The organism is Halococcus hamelinensis 100A6 (assembly GCF_000336675.1).
Classification (GTDB): domain Archaea; phylum Halobacteriota; class Halobacteria; order Halobacteriales; family Halococcaceae; genus Halococcus; species Halococcus hamelinensis.
Genome location: NZ_AOMB01000005.1, coordinates 56,472 through 71,730, shown reverse-complemented (window position 1 = coordinate 71,730; position 15,259 = coordinate 56,472). Strand labels below are relative to the sequence as shown.

The following is a 15,259-nucleotide window of genomic DNA, read 5'->3' as shown; positions in this document are numbered from 1 at the left end:
GTTCGTCCCCGTGGACACCGAAACCCGGGGATTTTCGCCGGAGAGCGGTTCTGTCCGTTGGGAAGTGTTTTAAGCGAGTACCCGTTTCGATCGTCCAATGAGTTTTTCTTTCGATGAGGACGACCCTTTTGAAGAACAACGGGAGGGAACGGACAACGCGATGCGCCAGCTCTTCTCGGAGTACGGTCGCGAGAACTGGTTTTCCTTCGCGGTCGGGACGGTCGCGAGCCTGCTCGCCCGGATGCTCGACCTCCTGCCGCCGCTGTTGCTCGGGATCGGCATCGACTCGGTCTTCCGTGGCAACCAACCGTTCTCCCTCTACCCGTTGCCAGTGCCCGAGGCGTGGCTCCCGACGACCCAGACCGCACAGTTCTGGGTGCTCGTCGGGCTGATATCGTTCGCCTTCTTCGGCGGCGCTATCTTCCACTACGGTCGCAACTGGGGCTGGAACTCCTTCTCACAGAACATCCAGCACGCCGTCCGGACCGACACCTACGACAAGATGCAGCGGCTCAACATGGACTTCTTCGCCGACAAGCAGACCGGCGAGATGATGTCGATCCTCTCGAACGACGTCAACAGACTCGAACAGTTCCTCAACGGCGGCATGAACTCCGTCTTCCGGCTCTCGGCGATGGTGCTCGGTATCGCTGCGATCATGCTCGTCCTCAACTGGCAGCTCGCGCTGATCGCGCTGATCCCGGTGCCGCTGGTTGCGCTCTTCACCTACTACTTCATCAAGCGTATCCAGCCCAAGTACGCCGAGGTCCGGTCGTCGGTCGGCCAGGTCAACTCCCGGCTCGAGAACAATCTGGGGGGCATCCAGGTCATCAAGTCCACCAACACCGAGTCCTACGAATCCGACCGCGTCGACGACGTCTCACAGGCCTACTACGACGCCAACTGGGGGGCGATCCGGATCCGGATCAAGTTCTTCCCGATGCTCCAGGTCATCTCGGGGATCGGCTTCGTGTTGACGTTCGTCATCGGCGGCTACTGGGTGTTCACCGGCACCGCTCCGGGCCCGCTCTCGAACGGCCTGAACGGCGGTCCCCTCCAGGTCGGGACGTTCACGACGTTCATCCTCTACACCCAGCGGTTCATCTGGCCGATGGCGCAGTTCGGCGAGATCATCAACATGTACCAGCGCGCCCGCGCCTCCGCCGAGCGGATCTTCGGGCTGATGAACGAACCCAGCCGGCTCGCTCAGGACCCCGACGCGACCGACCTCACGGTGACGGAGGGACGGGTCGAGTACGACGACGTGACCTTCGGGTACGAGTCCGAACGCGGCGAGGGCGGACCCACGATAGAGGACGTCTCCTTCGACGTACAGGGCGGCGAGACGATCGCGCTCGTCGGCCCCACTGGCGCGGGGAAATCCACCGTTTTGAAACTCCTGCTCAGGATGTACGACGTCGACGAGGGCGAGATACGGGTCGACGGCACCGACATCGACGAGGTCACGCTGTCGAGCCTCCGGCGGGCGATCGGCTACGTCTCCCAGGAGTCGTATCTCTTCTACGGGACGATCAAGGAGAACATCGCCTACGGCACCTTCGACGCCACCGACGAGGAGATAATCGAGGCCGCGAAGGCCGCCGAGGCCCACGAGTTCATCACCAACCTCCCGGAGGGCTACGAGACGATGGCGGGCGAGCGTGGGGTCAAACTTTCAGGCGGCCAGCGCCAGCGCATCACGATCGCGCGGGCCATCCTGAGCGACCCCGAGGTCATGATCCTCGACGAGGCGACCTCGGACGTCGACACCGAGACCGAGATGCTGATCCAGCGCTCGCTCGACCGGCTCACCGAGGAGCGAACCACCTTCTCGATCGCCCACCGGCTCTCGACGATCAAGGACGCCGACCAGATCGTGGTGCTGGAGAACGGCCGGGTCCGCGAACACGGGACCCACGAGGAACTCATCGAGGAAAACGGGCTGTACGCCAACCTCTGGGCGGTCCAGGCCGGCGAGATCGACGAGCTCCCCGAGGAGTTCATCGAACGCGCGACCCAGCGCCAGGCCCAGACCGCCGAAAGCGGCGACGATTGATCAGAGCGACTGTTCTTCGTCGTCCCCGCCCTCGCCCTCGTCGGGTTCCTCGCCGATACCCGCCGAGTCGCGGTCGGAGTAGTTCTCCCGACCGATCGCGTCGTCGCCGACCATGTTCATGATCATGGTCTCGAGTTCCTCCTTGTCCTGGTAGGTCTGTTCTTCGTCCTGGAGGGGCTCGAGCACCTCTTCGAGCGTCTCGGTGCCGTTCGGGAGTTCGAGTTCGGCGTCGCCGTGGTCGGCGACCAGGTCTGCGTGCTCGACCGGGTAGTCGAGCGACTCCATCGTCCCCTCGAACTCGCCGAACTCGATGCCCTGCTGTCGGGTCTCGTCGCTGTCACTCATCGAGTCGCCCGACGGCGGGCGTACTCAAATGGGTTATGCCTGCTTAAGCCGCTGGCCCCGTTCGCCCCCCTATGGACCTCACCACGGCGACCTGGACCGACGTCGCGGACGTCGAGACCGACCTCGCGGTCGTGCCCGTCGGAAGTACCGAACAGCACGGCCCGCACGCACCCCTGGGAACCGACCGTCTCACCGCACGCGCCGTCGCCGACGGTGCCGTCGAGGTCTACGAAGGGACGAACGACCGGGCGGTCGCCCTCGCGCCGACGATCCCCGTGGGGATCGCCGAGGAGCATCGGGGGTTCCCGGGCACGCTCTGGGTCACGCCCGACACCTTCCGACGCTACGTCCGCGAGGTCGTCGCGAGCCTCGCACACCACGGCTTCGATCGGGTGGTGCTCGTCAACGGGCACGGCGGCAACGTCGACGCCCTTCGAGAGATCTCGGCGACCATCACCCGCCACGACGCGGCGTACGTGGTCCCGTTCACCTGGTTCGACGCGATCGATGCCGAGGGAATGGGCCACGGCGGGCCGGTCGAGACCGCGCTTTTGCGAGCCACCCATCCGGATCTCGTTCACGACGACCGGATCGAGACGGCTCGCGAGGATGCGAGCGAGCGCTGGGGCGAGTGGGTGTCGGGAACGAACCTCGCGGTCGATTCGGCCGAGTTCACCGAGAACGGCGTCGTCGGCGACCCCTCGGACGGGACCCTCGACCGCGGCGAGGACTTCCTCGAACGTGCGACCGCGTCGCTCGTGGACCTGCTCGACGCCGTCGCCGAACGCGACGTGGACGGCTCGACGACCGGGTGAGTGTCCGACGACCGGGTGAAGACCGGGGCTACTCGGCGGCTTCGGCCTCGCCCTCCTCCGCGTCGGCTTCGTCCGACTCCTCGTCGGCTTCGCTCTCCTCTGCGTCCCCCGACTCGCCGTCGTGCGTCTCGTCGAGCGCACCACGGAGTTCCGGGACCGTGCTCGCCAGCCCCGACGCCTGCTCGTGGGCCTCCTCGACGTCCGTGAGCACCCCGTCGAGGGTCTCGATGCGGGCTTCGAGGTCGTCGCTGTCGTCGAAGACTTCGGCGCGCTTGCCCATCGCGTACCACTTCTTCGCCTCCCGGAGGTCGGCGGCGGCGTCGTCGACGTCGAGCGCCGACCGCAGCGAGTTGAGCACCCCGAGGGTGTTGTCGGCCTCGACGGACCAGATCGCGTCGCCGTCGGGGAGCGCGTCCGCCACCGCGTCGAGGCGCTCCTCGACGTCGCTTCGGATGTCGTCGGCGGCCTCGTCGAAGAGGTCGTCGTCCTCGAACGTCGATTGACTCATGCGTGGGCTTCGCTGCCACGGGGTTTAAAAGCGTGCCCGAAAGCGAAAGTGAAACCCGGCTCCGCTTTCCCACCTCGCCATGGAGGCACAACGACGGGTCGCAGCGTTCGTCGCCGACCACGACCTCGACGCCCCGCCCGAACACCGGATCCTCGACCTCGCCGCCGAGGTGGGCGAGATCGCGGCCGACGCGACGGAATCGTCGAACTACGGAGCCGATCCAGCGGGTCTCTCGGTGAATCCCGACGAGATCGGCGACGCGCTGTTCTCGCTGCTCGCGCTCGCGGATTCGCTCGATATCGACGCCGGTGATGCACTCGACGAGGCGTTCGAGAAGTACGAAACACGGATCGACGAGACGGGGAGCGCGTCGTCCGAGGGCTGATCCGGCTACTCGGCTTCTTCGACCGACTCGATCGCCATCAGCGGGTAGCCGTCCTCCATCGCCATTCCCGCCGTAACGCGTTGCCCATCGCATTCGACGACGATCTCGACCTCGATGAACCTCCCGGTGAGCTCGGTGTAGCCGTGGTCGATGGCGGCCGCGAGTTCGTCTTCGAGGATCTCGACCGCGACGGATTCGCAGTGTGGCTGGTTCTCGATGGACTCCTCGATGGCGCGTGCGAGGCTCGTGGCGCTCTCGGGGCTCACCGGCGTGCCGGCGAACTGGTGGTAGAGCGAGCCGAACTTGATGCCGGTCTCGAAGCAGGCGCGTTCGGCGGTTGAGGGTTTCGTGGAGTCGGTGGTGTCGGTAGTGTCGGATTCGGTGGCTGTATCGGAGTCGTCGGTCATGGGGGCGATTTCGTGTCGGGCGGGCAAATAGACTGTTCAATAGTATCCTGTCTCGAAGCCATCCTGCTTTGACGGCTGATTCGTCGGCGACGATTCCCGACTCAACTGAGAACCGCAAACCGCTCCGCATCAGCCACACGCCTCCCCAGCCGACTGCGCTCCTCGGTCGTTCGCCTGCGGCTCACTCCCTGCGGTGCTCATCCCTCGCACAATGTCCGCGACCGGCCCTCACTATCGTTCGGACCGGCCGCGAGCGCGCGCCACCGCGGTCGGTTACGTCTCGGCGTTCGATACGCGAGCTGCGATACCGGCCTGGCGTCTCTCACGAAATATCCGGTGAGAGAGGGCGAGGAACCCTGCTCCGGTCTCTCACGGAATTCCTTTAGGTCGTGAGCCGTCAGTTCGGGTATGGATTACGAAGCAAGTCTCGACCGCGCGATGGATTCGGTCCCCGACCTCGACACCGGCGATTCGCGCCTCGATGTCCCAACCGCCGAAGCCCAGAAGGACGGTGCCTTCACCCGCCTCACCAACCTCGGCCGTATCGCCGACGCGCTCTCGCGCGACGCCGAACACATCCACAGCGTGATCCAGCGCGAACTCGGGACCAACGGCCAGTTCGACGCCGGCCGCTCGCGGTTCAACGGTACCTTTTCGAGCGACGACTTCGACGAGGCGATCCGGAGCTACACCGAGGAGTTCGTGATCTGCTCGGAGTGCGGGCTGCCCGACACCCACCTCGAAACCGAGGGCCGGACCCAGATGCTCCGGTGTGAGGCCTGTGGGGCCTTCCGTCCCGTCGAGAAGAACACCGGCTCCCAACAGACCCACCAGCGCCCCGACGTCGAGGAGGGTCGAACCTACGAGGTCGAGATCACCGGTACGGGCCGAAAGGGCGACGGCGTGGCCGAACGCGGCGAGTACACCATCTTCGTCCCCGGCGCGCAGGAGGGCGACGTGGTCGAGATCTACATCGAGAACATCAGCGGGACGCTGGCGTTCGCGCGGCTCGCCTGAGGCGGAACCCGAACCGCACGTTTCTTATCGTCCCCTATCCGAGGCCCACTCGAATGGGGGAGAGGGTACGGGAGTCGAGCGTACTGCTTACCGGCGCGTCCGGACGGGTCGGCCGTGCGATCCTCGGCCGGCTCGGCGACGCCTACGACTGGCGACTCCTCGACCGGGACCGACCGACCCACGAGTTCGACCACGAGTTCGTGGTGGCGGATATCACCGACGAGGAAGCGGTGGCCGAGGCGATGGTCGGCATCGACGCGGTGGTCCACCTCGCGGGCGACCCTCGCCCCGAAGCGCCGTGGGACAGCGTGCTCGCCAACAACATCGACGGCACCAGGACCGTCCTCGAAGCCGCCGTCGAGGCCGGGGTCGAGCGGTTCGTCTTCGCCTCCTCGAACCACGCCGTCGGGGGCTACGAAACCGAAGACCGGGTGCCCAAACTCTACCGCCCACCCGACGAGTTCCGGCTCGACGGCACCGAACTCCCACGGCCCGGCAACCTCTACGGCGTGAGCAAGGCCGCCGGCGAGACTCTCTGTCGGTACTACCACGACGAATCCGGGATGGGAGTCGTCTGCGTTCGGATCGGCAACCTCACCGAGTCCCACCCGCCGAAGGACTACGAACGCGGCCAGGCGATGTGGCTCTCCTACCGCGACTGTGCCCACCTCTTCGAGCGGTGTCTCGACGCCGACTACGGCTTCGAGATCGTCTACGGCATCTCCGACAACGACCGGAAGTACTACTCGATCGACCGCGCTCGCGAGGTGCTGGGCTACGACCCGCAGGACAACTCCGCCGACCACATCGACGACTGATTACCGTTCCCGTCACCGAACCCATACGATCTTGAGAGCATCACCAGCCGTGACGTTGGTTTCCTCACGGCGGTGCTCGATGAGTCGTGGCGAGTCAGTCGATCTCCCGCAGGAGGCCCTTCGTGTCGTCCGAATTGGCTATCGAGTCCATTCGGGCATCGGTATCGAGGAGGGTTCCGACTCGCCGCTCGAACTCCGTCTCGGAGATGGTTCCGGCCGCGTACTGCCGTTTCACGACGGTGAGGGGGTCGTCGTGATCCGTCCCTGTCGTCGTTGTCGTATTCGTTTTCGAGTACGCCCTCGTCGATTCGAGGTTCCCGATGAGTGAGAGGTAGACCGGCCAGAGCATCACGACCGAGAGGAGGACGGCCCCGGAACCGACCGCGGCGAGCACGAGAGCGATGGGCGTCCAGAGGATCCCCAAACTCACGACGATACCAGCAGACCAGAGGAGGGTAAATGCACCGAGCGGGCCAGCGGGGATCCCGAGGAGGAGTCGACCGGCAGCACCGTCCGGTGTGTAGTGTTCGACCCGTTCGTGCCACCGGTGTCGCGTCGTTAGTGGTGACGTATTGGTGACCATCGAAGAAAGATCACACGAGAACGACAACAATCTTTCCCTCAACGTACCTCGAACAGGCCGTCGACGCTCTCGTCGCGTGCCCGTCGTCGGCGGGTGTGCTCCGCGAGGCGCTGGTAGACGATCCCCCTGTTCTCCTCGCGTGCGAGGTCGTAGACGAGGGTGACGAAGGGGCTGGTCTCCCGGCCGTCGTCCAGGTCCGTTTCGGCGTAGTCGATGGCGCGGTCGAGTTGCTCGACGTCGAACCCGTCGGCCTCGGCGAGCGCCCCCGCGACGACCGCGCTCGCCTCGAAGTCGAGGGCCGCCACGCGGAGTGCGGTCCCCCGATGGGTCAGCTCGACCGGCGGGGTGTGTTCGACGTCCGGCTCGGCGGCGAACCGTGTGAGGAACCCTCGGATGTCGTCGACGTTGACGTCGCGGTAGTCCTCGGGGAGCGCTTCGAGGTACTCGTGGGCGCTCTCGGCGAGCCCCGTCGCGCCCGCCCGGTTCTCCTGAGTTGCGTGGTGGACCGCCGCGGTGAGTTGGATGAGGCCGTGGAGCAGCCGCTCGTCCTCGCCCGTCCGGTCGAGCCAGCACTCCTCCCAGGCGTCGTGGGCGGTGTGGTATCGACCCGAATTGTAGACGGCGATCCCGGCCCGGAGCGCGGGGACGACCGGGTCGGTGGTGGGGTCGTCGGTGCTCGCGGGGCGGGTCACGGGCTCACTCGCCGGCGAGGTACTCTTCGATCAGTTCGACGTTTCGCCGGTTGGCCTTGAACGCGGCGTCGGCGATGGTCCCGAGGACGGGTATCGAACCGCTCGCCGTGTCGATCGAGATGTTCACGACCATCTGGGCCAGCGTCTTCCTCGGGACGCCGATCCGGACTGCCTCGCCGACGATGTACATCGAGAGTATCGCCCCCGCGACGTCGCCCGAGACCGGCACGATGCTGAGGATCGGGTCGGCACCGACCCGGTAGTTGGTACCGGGAACCTGAAACGCCTCGTCGAGGAAGGTCGCGGCGGCACGTGTGCGCTTGAGCGCGGCGCGGTCGGCACGGTCGAGGTCGTCGAGGTCGAGGTCGTCAGCCATACCGTTCCCTGTTCTCCCAAACGGATAGATGCACCGCCAGCACCTGCCGACCCGAACGCGCCGTCCGTCGACCTGTCCATCGGACCTCCGGTCGGGGCACGCGAAGGGCTATACCCGACCGGGGACCACGGGGGGACATGCGAGAGTGCTTCGAGGACATCGAGGTGGGCGACGAGCAGTCGTTCGGGAGCCGCGACGTGACCCGCGAGGAGATACTCGAGTTCGCCGAGCGCTACGACCCGCAGTCGTTCCACACCGACGAGGCGGCGGCGAGCGAGTCGCTGTTCGGCGGGCTGATCGCGAGCGGCTGGCACACCGCCTCGATGACGATGCGGATGCTGGTCGAGAACGTCTTCGAGGACTCGGCGGCGACCGGCGCGGTCGGCGTCGACGAGCTTCGGTGGCCGAACCCCGTCAGACCCGGGGATACCCTCTCGGTACACACCGAAGTCGAGGGCACCGAACCCTGGAACGAGGGCCTCGGTCTCGTCCGGAGTCGGACCACGACGCTGAACCAGGACGACGAGGTGGTGCTGTCGATGGTCGGACTCTCCCTCTACGAGCGACGCGACGCGGCCTGAGCTACGACCCGAGGACGAACAGCCCGAGCCCGGCCGTGAGGAGGCCGGCAACCCCGAGCACCGTAAGCGGGATCGAACAGACGCTCGCGCCGCCGTCGCGGCTGTACTGGAGGTCGCCGTCGGTCCGAGCACGGCCACGCTGACGACGACCGCGAGGCCGAGCGCCACGACGACGAGACCGGCCGCGGTTCTGCGCTGCAAACCCGGCCCGTGCTCGCACGGGGGGTCAACCTCCGGGTGGTTGCGAGCGCGTGATGAACATTCATAAGCATACGGCGAACGAGTAGGTGGTATGAGCGACCACGAGTACACCCTCACCGTGCGGCCGAACGCCCACCTCCGAGTTGCGTACAACGCCGACCGCGAGGGGCTCGAACGATTGGTGCTCGCCTTCGAGTACGGCCGTGACGGCCTCGACCACGACGACGCGGCCAGTGGGGTCGACTGGCACGGCTACGAGGTCGCGCTGGCCCGCGATGGCCACACCCTGCTCGGCGACAACGGCGAGGCCTCGCGCGCCATCGAGCGCGCGTTCGACCGTGGCTTCGACGACGACCGGGTCAAGCGCGGTGTCGACGCCGCCAAGGGCTACGGCCAGCGGCTCCGCAACCGCGTCGAGACCCTCCGCGGGTCGGCGGACGTCGGGATCCCCGGTGATTCGGTCGAACCGCCCGAGACCATCGAGGTGCCGGGTCCCGGCGGGCGGTCGATCGACGTCTCGCTGACCGAGACCGCAGCGACGTTCGAACTCTACGAGGACGGCGGCGGCAACTGGCGCTGGCGGCTGATGCACGACGACGGCCGCACCCTCGCCGTCAGCCCCTCGGGCTACGACTCGCGCGAGACCGCCGAGGAACTCCTGACGGCGCTCAAGACCAACGCGCTCGGAGCCGAAGTCAAGGAGTAATTAGCGGTTTTCTTGCGATACGGGAATCTTCGACTCAGCCTCCGATTATTGGTTCCGCAGGCCAGTAGGATAGTCCACGCAGAGCGCCGGGGGCGCTCAGCGTTAGATACCCGGATAGGACGCACTTCTGTCCTCACAGTGCAATTCGACGAGACGACTACTGATAAAGACGCGCGTCATTGGCTGTTGGCCGATGAATGTAAAACTACTATACTGATACATCACAGATCGGAAATGACTATTCTTCAGACTTATCCTGTTCTTCTCTTGACGATTCGTCCTCGTCATTCATTCCTGCGACTATGGGTCGGAATATCAGATGAAGAATAAGCCACCAAGTGTAGATCCCTATAGTCGACCCAAATTGGCTACTGTCAAGGAGTCCATGGGCGATTCTATGTCGGAAATTTGAACCAAACTTGGAATTGAGGAGGCTGTTCAATGTAAAGACCGTATCTTCTCCGAGGATCTCTTCAGTTTCATCCATATGGAGCAATGTGTTTAGTGGAAATTCTTCTTGAGTTCCATCGCTTTGAAGAGAAGATGTAGTTACTCCCTCTTGCATCAATAGGTATCGAAGAAAATGCTCTATCTGAGGCACCAGTACGCTACATGCACTAATGTAGTCTTTTTGAAATCCATGATACAGCCCGCGAGCAAAAATGAGCTCACGACCAGGCGGAACCATTGGATCATACTGACACACATTTACCAGATCTCGAAGCGTAATCCGATGATCTCTGGCTATTTGCTCAAACGCTGGAACAATACCTGCATAAACAGCAAGACGATACCATCTTTGTGAAGCTCTTATCACCTCAGCTTTGATTACTTCCTCTTCTGCATCTGGATCTGTCACTGAGCCACGTTTTGCGACAATTTTACCGTTCCCATCAAGAATCGTGTTGGGAATCACAGCGCTCAGTGGATGATTCTCTATGAGATCTTCGGCTTCCTGCTCCAAGTTCTGCTTCTTTGGAGGGGCTGTAATTGTCGAGAATGTTCTCAAAGCGTTGATTAACTTATCACCAGATACAGCTTCCCGAGCTTCCGTAGCCGCATCTGTCAAATCAACCTCGGTCTCAATAAGGCCCATCTCATCCGTAGATTTTTCTTGGTCTTTGAGCATTGCCTCATGCGCGCTTTCTGCTTTTTCACTCTTGCCTGCTCTTCTGAACACCTCTACTGCATCTGCTAAATGAGATGCAGCTACTCCATGTGACCTATCCCGAGCCGCATTTGCTTCTTCTATAATTGCCTCTCCAGCTCGTGTTTCCGCGTTCACTACTTCCCCTGCTTCTCCGCGGCTTCGCTCCATTTTGGCTTTAAGCATCCAGAGTTGCTTAGCTTTCCGCCACTTTTCTTCTGTCTCAGCAAATTCTGCAGCTTTTTCGGAACGTTGAGCAAGGTCTGCAAGGTTATCATAGTCCTGGTCCGCCAACAATCCTATTGAACTAAGTGTGAAGAATTTCGGATCCTTTCCTTCGTGTTCATCAAGCTTCTCAATTGCAAAGTCCTCAGCATTGCTTTTCAGCTCCTCATTCCCAAGCATAGCGGCGATTTCAAACGCTCTCCTCATTCGTTCAAAACCGATGTACCACGACTCGGGATCATGTAGAATATCTGATGAATCAAGGTAAGATCTGAAGGCTTTCTCCCCAGCCTTGTGGTCCCTCTGGGTCGTCCAAAGGATATCGGCAATACGAGCCTTCAATTCTGGTTCTGTTGTTTTTTCAAGAAGATAGTTCAACAGCTCGACGTGCTCATCAGTAAAATCCTCAAGTATTGCAGTTCTACCGTTGGCTGTTACTATCTCCGGTCCAAAGGGCTCATTGGGATCGTTATCCTTCAGATACATTGAGCAGATATCTCCTAAAAATCGGTAGGCTCTGGCGGATTTAGTATCTTCTTTTTCCTCTAATTCGTTCGATTTCTCGAAAAAGAGCCTAGAATATTTATCAACGCTCTGCTCATCTGCGGAGTCAATCTCGTCCTGCCAAGACACGTCTTCAAAATCCTCTCTGCTAACAGTCTCTTGTAATTCTTCTGTCATTATTTGCTCTTATTGTATCTGATAGCCAATTCCATTCATTATGATTAATGCTAGCGACTGGTATAGTATTATCCGATCATCAAAGCTAACCGTCATTAATACATGACTAGAAATCTATATATTCCTGCTATGTATATCTATATATGAGAAAGCCATAGACGCTGAAAAGTCCGGGCGTTGCAGCGCCCGAACGTGGCTTTCTCATGGAACTGAAAGCCCATGGAACTACACAGCAGCGACGGCAATGAAAGTTTGGTAGAGAAACGCGCACGATGGGAGACCTTCGCGTTCACCGTGTGCAGAAACGGCGTCGTCAACGTTCGCAACGAGTCGTACGGCGATGACGGGAAGAAACACGCCTACAGCGTCCAGCTCACTGATGGTATCCCGTCGAAGTGCTCATGCCCGTACTTCAGCCGACGAAACGAGGCCTGCAAGCACATGGCGGCAGTGCGAAACGCGCCGCTCGTTCGATCCTACGCGGCAGCGACTAAGGTGGCGCGATGAACGAGTACTGCAACGGCTGCGGGCTCGATATGTGGGAGTACAGTGACGCGGCGAAAGAAGACGGGTGGTGTCTCCACTGCGCGCCTGAGTGCTACGTCGGCGGCGTTCACGTCGATGCGAGGAGGGCATAATGGTACTCCGATGCGCTCGGTGCAAATCCTACGCACTCGAATTTACTGCACAATCGTACACGGAGACGAGGCTCTTCGAGGGATATAGATGCGAACACTGCGGCGCTGAAGGGTCCTATTCCGTCCACGACACGACTGGCGTCTCGTCGTTAGATGGCGACATTGAGGACGACTTCGAGTGAGCTAGACCGCACTCTCTGCATTTCATTTGTTTCCAATAGAAACCACATCCATTGGTGTGTTATGGATCTGAGACATGCTCATACCTCTCTAATTGAGACTCCGCAGCAGACCACGAGATACCCTCTTTTTGTTGTATCTAGTAGTTAAAGTTGTAGATTTTGCATTCTTCTACGATCTCATGAGCTCAGAGTAGCGCTGTTGGAGACGCTCCGTAATCTGATCTTCTGGTATTCCAAGATTTGACAGAAGTACAGCTTCAAGGATAGCTCTCAACCGTAGAATTAGAGGATGAAGTTCGTCTGTGTCAGCACGGGGGGAGATGCTCTCGTCATAATGAGTCAGATAATTCCGAGTGTTTACGATCTCATTCACGCTTGCTGCAATATCCATATGTAACTCCTCAAAGATATTCTCCTGCTCTGAAACCAATTGGGACAATCTCTTTCTGAGCGAATACTCGTTTGCATATCTGAATGTCCCTCGTTCCAAGTGATCTTGAAAACTCTCATCAAACCGATCAGGGATATTCTCACAGAGCTCATCATAAAACTCCTCAAACTCGTCATCAGAGAGATACTGACCACCGATTTCTCTCCGGTGATAGGTCTCTATCGCCTGTGTGAGAGAGAGGAATTGGTTTTGAAGGTACATCTCCGAGTTATATTGGATGCTGAAATAGAGGTTATAAACAGGCTCTAACTCCTTGTAGTGCTCAAACCAATTGTTCATAACCTCTGAGAAGTCCTCAGTGATATCCGCAAGGACAAAATTCGCTTTCAGCGGATGAAGACTATCAGGTAGCTTTAGATCGCCACTTGTAGAAAACAATATTTCCACATCATCATATCCTGGCCGTTCGTCTCGTTCTAAACGCCCAATCATCATAGACGATTGAACTTCTTTGCCTGTTGCTAAGGTAATAAAGTCCTGCAACATTCTAGAATAGTTGAACGAAGTATCATATGACATCTGACCTGAATCAGGGACAATATCAAAGTAGACATCTTCATCAATTGACGCACCACCTACTTGACTCATGTTGAAATCAGCGTTGAAGATCAGCTTGAGCTCCACATCGTCCAGGTCCGCAGTAATTGATTCTGGAAACTCATAGGTGATCTCAAACGTATCACCTGCAGATACTTCTCCTCCTTCTAAAACAGATCCTGAATAGCTGACCCCGGTGACCCCTGACCATTTTGTGAGAAGGGGAAATTGGACACGGAATCTATCGAAATTGATCTGCTCTGTGAAATGTGCCCCTGAGAGAAGAGCGATTGCTTGGTAGGTGGAACTAGTCGCTCCTATTCCCTGCGAAGAAGACATGGAATAATTTCCACGAATGCAGTTTTTGAGCGTAATTTTCTCCCCATCTGTTGTAATACCATGGATAAAGTCCGGTCGATATACCGTGCCACTGCCCATATATCTTGTATCATCATTTAGAGCAGAGAATAACTCTAAGGATACACCATCGGAAGGTGAGAATGATGCTATTCCGCCAACTTTTTCATCAGGATTCTCCGGGAGCCACCAATAGCCCCAGTATTCTCTTTCCTCAATCATGGTTCTGAATTGTGCTTTGTCTCATAATTTACTCTCGGTCAAACTCTAGTACGTATCTTCCTTCAGCTTCATTCACGTCTACTTCTTTTAAGTCACCTGCGTTGCTATCACTCAATAGGTCTTGTACTTCTCTCGCAGTACGAGTTTCTTGGGAATTGTTGACTTCCATTCCAAACAAATCTATCACTGTGAATTTGATATCCTCATAGCCTCCGCTGATTAGTAATCCGCACACTAAAACGAGCGTGAAAAATAGTAATGATTGCCACCACACTCCAATTGTGACCGCATTATGCAGAGAAAACAGAGCAACTGACAGGAAGAGAATTTTGGCTACCAACGTGTCTAGATCAGCCTCATCGAACATCTTCCGCAAAGAGTCAACCATCAATATCTATATTGTGAGATGTGATGTTGAGGTGTCTTGAAGGTGTGTGTTTCCTCATGCACCTAGTTGATCGAACTCTGAATCGAGTAGTTTGGATATTCAACTTTGTATGACCTATGATATATCTTCTTTACTTAATAGCTATAGATGGTTCTATAGTCTTAGCCTCAGCACTCACAGTGTTTGTCTCGATCAAAATGGGCTAAAGACGCACTCTCTATTCAGGATAACCGTTGAAGCCTAAACTAATCATGAGTTTCAACTCGTGGCAATTAGCGCGCGCGTAGCGATGACGTAGGCACTATACTATTCTTTATAGGATTTATATACTCCGCACAGGCATCTTAGGGACGAATACCATGGGGTTGCAGCCCACAAACCGCCGCGCAGGCGGTTCTATACGCCCGATTACGAATGTAGCAGCTCTTCTTCTACTTCTTCGGCTTCGATGTTGTGCACTGTCGAGCTCCCAAGCAGACGCTCACCCTCGTCTGTGAACGTGACGTGGGAATAGGTGTCGACGACCTCACCATCGATACGCTGTGTGCCTGGGTCGTAGTACATGTCCGAATCCATGAACTCGTCTACGATCTCGTGCTCTTCTGGAGGGGACTCTCCTCTCTCTTCGTAAAATTGCCTACAAGCCGTGTAGACTTGCTCCTTTAGCAGCGATGAATCAGTACTTCGACGTAGTGCTGTATCAAAGAAACTCATGGGTATCGTTGCCTGTGCTCTTTCGTGTAGTCACACCCATTAGGACATCCCATCACAATAGTGTGTGGCATATGCTCCCACCCTTTATCTGCTTGCTCATCGATTTTGACTAGATCAGAGAGACAAGAGTTGCACTTGCCTTTGACATCACGATACCCACACTCAGGACACTTCTCATCACCTGCACGAACTAGGAGAATGTTGCTGTCACAATGTGGGCATCCCCC

Annotated in this window: 19 protein-coding genes; 8 read left to right on the top strand and 11 right to left on the bottom strand. The window is 58.8% G+C overall.

The window, feature by feature from the left end:
- Positions 1-97 precede the first annotated feature (97 nt).
- Positions 98-2,056: an ABC transporter ATP-binding protein gene (locus C447_RS01245; protein WP_007690070.1), complete on the top strand. Its 1,959-nt coding sequence runs from the start codon at positions 98-100 to the stop codon at positions 2,054-2,056.
- Here C447_RS01245 and C447_RS01240 read toward each other — a convergent pair whose 3' ends face one another.
- The gene (locus C447_RS01240) at positions 2,057-2,401 is read right to left on the bottom strand and encodes a DUF5789 family protein (protein WP_007690069.1); all 345 of its coding nucleotides are present in this window, start codon (positions 2,399-2,401) and stop codon (positions 2,057-2,059) included.
- Positions 2,402-2,472: 71 nt separating this feature from the next.
- Here C447_RS01240 and C447_RS01235 point away from each other — a divergent pair, with 71 nt between their 5' ends.
- Positions 2,473-3,216: a creatininase family protein gene (locus tag C447_RS01235; protein WP_007690068.1), complete on the top strand. Its 744-nt coding sequence runs from the start codon at positions 2,473-2,475 to the stop codon at positions 3,214-3,216.
- Positions 3,217-3,244: 28 nt separating this feature from the next.
- On the opposite strand, the gene C447_RS01230 is transcribed toward C447_RS01235, so the two are convergent.
- On the bottom strand, positions 3,245-3,724 hold the full coding sequence (locus C447_RS01230) for a DUF5790 family protein (RefSeq protein WP_007690067.1): 480 nt from the start codon (positions 3,722-3,724) through the stop codon (positions 3,245-3,247).
- 79 nt (positions 3,725-3,803) lie between these two features.
- On the opposite strand from C447_RS01230, the gene C447_RS01225 reads away from it, so the two are divergent.
- Complete coding sequence (locus C447_RS01225; protein WP_007690065.1) at positions 3,804-4,109, top strand: MazG nucleotide pyrophosphohydrolase domain-containing protein; 306 nt, start codon at positions 3,804-3,806, stop codon at positions 4,107-4,109.
- A 5-nt stretch (positions 4,110-4,114) separates the two neighbouring features.
- Here the strand turns inward: C447_RS01225 and C447_RS01220 are convergent, their stop codons facing one another.
- On the bottom strand, positions 4,115-4,516 hold the full coding sequence (locus C447_RS01220) for a dihydroneopterin aldolase family protein (RefSeq protein WP_007690063.1): 402 nt from the start codon (positions 4,514-4,516) through the stop codon (positions 4,115-4,117).
- A 408-nt stretch (positions 4,517-4,924) separates the two neighbouring features.
- Here C447_RS01220 and C447_RS01215 point away from each other — a divergent pair, with 408 nt between their 5' ends.
- Both C447_RS01215 and azf read left to right on the top strand, forming a co-directional pair.
- Positions 4,925-5,533 (top strand): translation initiation factor IF-2 subunit beta, encoded by a 609-nt coding sequence (locus C447_RS01215; protein WP_007690061.1) that lies wholly within the window; start codon positions 4,925-4,927, stop codon positions 5,531-5,533.
- A 53-nt stretch (positions 5,534-5,586) separates the two neighbouring features.
- Positions 5,587-6,351 carry an NAD-dependent glucose-6-phosphate dehydrogenase Azf gene (azf, locus tag C447_RS01210; RefSeq protein WP_007690059.1) on the top strand — a complete coding sequence of 255 codons (765 nt, stop codon included), beginning with the start codon at positions 5,587-5,589 and terminating at the stop codon, positions 6,349-6,351.
- A gap of 94 nt (positions 6,352-6,445) precedes the next feature.
- Here the strand turns inward: azf and C447_RS01205 are convergent, their stop codons facing one another.
- The 3 genes from C447_RS01205 to C447_RS01195 are packed head-to-tail and all read right to left on the bottom strand — an operon-like array spanning position 6,446 to position 8,002.
- Entirely contained in the window at positions 6,446-6,934 is a 489-nt protein-coding gene (locus C447_RS01205; RefSeq protein ID WP_010612183.1) for an SHOCT domain-containing protein, read from the bottom strand.
- Between the two features lie 38 nt (positions 6,935-6,972).
- Positions 6,973-7,626 (bottom strand): DUF309 domain-containing protein, encoded by a 654-nt coding sequence (locus tag C447_RS01200; RefSeq protein ID WP_007690055.1) that lies wholly within the window; start codon positions 7,624-7,626, stop codon positions 6,973-6,975.
- 4 nt (positions 7,627-7,630) lie between these two features.
- Positions 7,631-8,002, bottom strand: coding sequence for a DUF4112 domain-containing protein (locus tag C447_RS01195; protein WP_007690053.1), 372 nt, complete (start codon positions 8,000-8,002; stop codon positions 7,631-7,633).
- 137 nt (positions 8,003-8,139) lie between these two features.
- On the opposite strand from C447_RS01195, the gene C447_RS01190 reads away from it, so the two are divergent.
- Positions 8,140-8,583 carry a MaoC family dehydratase gene (locus C447_RS01190; RefSeq protein WP_007690052.1) on the top strand — a complete coding sequence of 148 codons (444 nt, stop codon included), beginning with the start codon at positions 8,140-8,142 and terminating at the stop codon, positions 8,581-8,583.
- Between the two features lies 1 nt (position 8,584).
- Here C447_RS01190 and C447_RS17070 read toward each other — a convergent pair whose 3' ends face one another.
- Positions 8,585-8,803 carry a hypothetical protein gene (locus C447_RS17070; RefSeq protein ID WP_237713364.1) on the bottom strand — a complete coding sequence of 73 codons (219 nt, stop codon included), beginning with the start codon at positions 8,801-8,803 and terminating at the stop codon, positions 8,585-8,587.
- 72 nt (positions 8,804-8,875) lie between these two features.
- On the opposite strand from C447_RS17070, the gene C447_RS01185 reads away from it, so the two are divergent.
- On the top strand, positions 8,876-9,490 hold the full coding sequence (locus C447_RS01185; protein WP_007690050.1) for a YegP family protein: 615 nt from the start codon (positions 8,876-8,878) through the stop codon (positions 9,488-9,490).
- Positions 9,491-9,728: 238 nt separating this feature from the next.
- Here C447_RS01185 and C447_RS17065 read toward each other — a convergent pair whose 3' ends face one another.
- On the bottom strand, positions 9,729-11,543 hold the full coding sequence (locus C447_RS17065) for a DUF4209 domain-containing protein (protein ID WP_080505367.1): 1,815 nt from the start codon (positions 11,541-11,543) through the stop codon (positions 9,729-9,731).
- 219 nt (positions 11,544-11,762) lie between these two features.
- Here C447_RS17065 and C447_RS17060 point away from each other — a divergent pair, with 219 nt between their 5' ends.
- Positions 11,763-12,050 (top strand): SWIM zinc finger family protein, encoded by a 288-nt coding sequence (locus C447_RS17060; protein WP_079255048.1) that lies wholly within the window; start codon positions 11,763-11,765, stop codon positions 12,048-12,050.
- A 482-nt stretch (positions 12,051-12,532) separates the two neighbouring features.
- Here C447_RS17060 and C447_RS17555 read toward each other — a convergent pair whose 3' ends face one another.
- The 3 genes from C447_RS17555 to C447_RS01170 all read right to left on the bottom strand — a co-directional run bounded on the left by C447_RS17555 (position 12,533) and on the right by C447_RS01170 (position 15,032).
- Positions 12,533-13,930, bottom strand: a complete 1,398-nt coding sequence (locus C447_RS17555) for an ApeA N-terminal domain 1-containing protein (RefSeq protein ID WP_152416120.1) — start codon at positions 13,928-13,930, stop codon at positions 12,533-12,535.
- Between the two features lie 28 nt (positions 13,931-13,958).
- Positions 13,959-14,297, bottom strand: coding sequence for a hypothetical protein (locus tag C447_RS17550; protein WP_152416119.1), 339 nt, complete (start codon positions 14,295-14,297; stop codon positions 13,959-13,961).
- A gap of 429 nt (positions 14,298-14,726) precedes the next feature.
- A complete protein-coding gene (locus C447_RS01170) occupies positions 14,727-15,032 on the bottom strand; it encodes a hypothetical protein (protein ID WP_007690042.1) in 306 nt (101 codons plus the stop codon).
- Positions 15,033-15,259: the final 227 nt, after the last annotated feature.

Excerpts from the sequence above, each read along its gene's own strand:
- C447_RS01245 (WP_007690070.1), top strand. The coding sequence starts at position 98 with ATGAGTTTTTCTTTCGATGAGGACGACCCTTTTGAAGAACAACGGGAG.
- C447_RS01240 (WP_007690069.1), bottom strand. The coding sequence starts at position 2,401 with ATGAGTGACAGCGACGAGACCCGACAGCAGGGCATCGAGTTCGGCGAG.
- C447_RS01235 (WP_007690068.1), top strand. The coding sequence starts at position 2,473 with ATGGACCTCACCACGGCGACCTGGACCGACGTCGCGGACGTCGAGACC.
- C447_RS01230 (WP_007690067.1), bottom strand. The coding sequence starts at position 3,724 with ATGAGTCAATCGACGTTCGAGGACGACGACCTCTTCGACGAGGCCGCC.
- C447_RS01225 (WP_007690065.1), top strand. The coding sequence starts at position 3,804 with ATGGAGGCACAACGACGGGTCGCAGCGTTCGTCGCCGACCACGACCTC.
- C447_RS01220 (WP_007690063.1), bottom strand. The coding sequence starts at position 4,516 with ATGACCGACGACTCCGATACAGCCACCGAATCCGACACTACCGACACC.
- C447_RS01215 (WP_007690061.1), top strand. The coding sequence starts at position 4,925 with ATGGATTACGAAGCAAGTCTCGACCGCGCGATGGATTCGGTCCCCGAC.
- azf (WP_007690059.1), top strand. The coding sequence starts at position 5,587 with ATGGGGGAGAGGGTACGGGAGTCGAGCGTACTGCTTACCGGCGCGTCC.
- C447_RS01205 (WP_010612183.1), bottom strand. The coding sequence starts at position 6,934 with ATGGTCACCAATACGTCACCACTAACGACGCGACACCGGTGGCACGAA.
- C447_RS01195 (WP_007690053.1), bottom strand. The coding sequence starts at position 8,002 with ATGGCTGACGACCTCGACCTCGACGACCTCGACCGTGCCGACCGCGCC.
- C447_RS01190 (WP_007690052.1), top strand. The coding sequence starts at position 8,140 with ATGCGAGAGTGCTTCGAGGACATCGAGGTGGGCGACGAGCAGTCGTTC.
- C447_RS01185 (WP_007690050.1), top strand. The coding sequence starts at position 8,876 with ATGAGCGACCACGAGTACACCCTCACCGTGCGGCCGAACGCCCACCTC.
- C447_RS17065 (WP_080505367.1), bottom strand. The coding sequence starts at position 11,543 with ATGACAGAAGAATTACAAGAGACTGTTAGCAGAGAGGATTTTGAAGAC.
- C447_RS17060 (WP_079255048.1), top strand. The coding sequence starts at position 11,763 with ATGGAACTACACAGCAGCGACGGCAATGAAAGTTTGGTAGAGAAACGC.
- C447_RS17555 (WP_152416120.1), bottom strand. The coding sequence starts at position 13,930 with ATGATTGAGGAAAGAGAATACTGGGGCTATTGGTGGCTCCCGGAGAAT.
- C447_RS17550 (WP_152416119.1), bottom strand. The coding sequence starts at position 14,297 with ATGTTCGATGAGGCTGATCTAGACACGTTGGTAGCCAAAATTCTCTTC.
- C447_RS01170 (WP_007690042.1), bottom strand. The coding sequence starts at position 15,032 with ATGAGTTTCTTTGATACAGCACTACGTCGAAGTACTGATTCATCGCTG.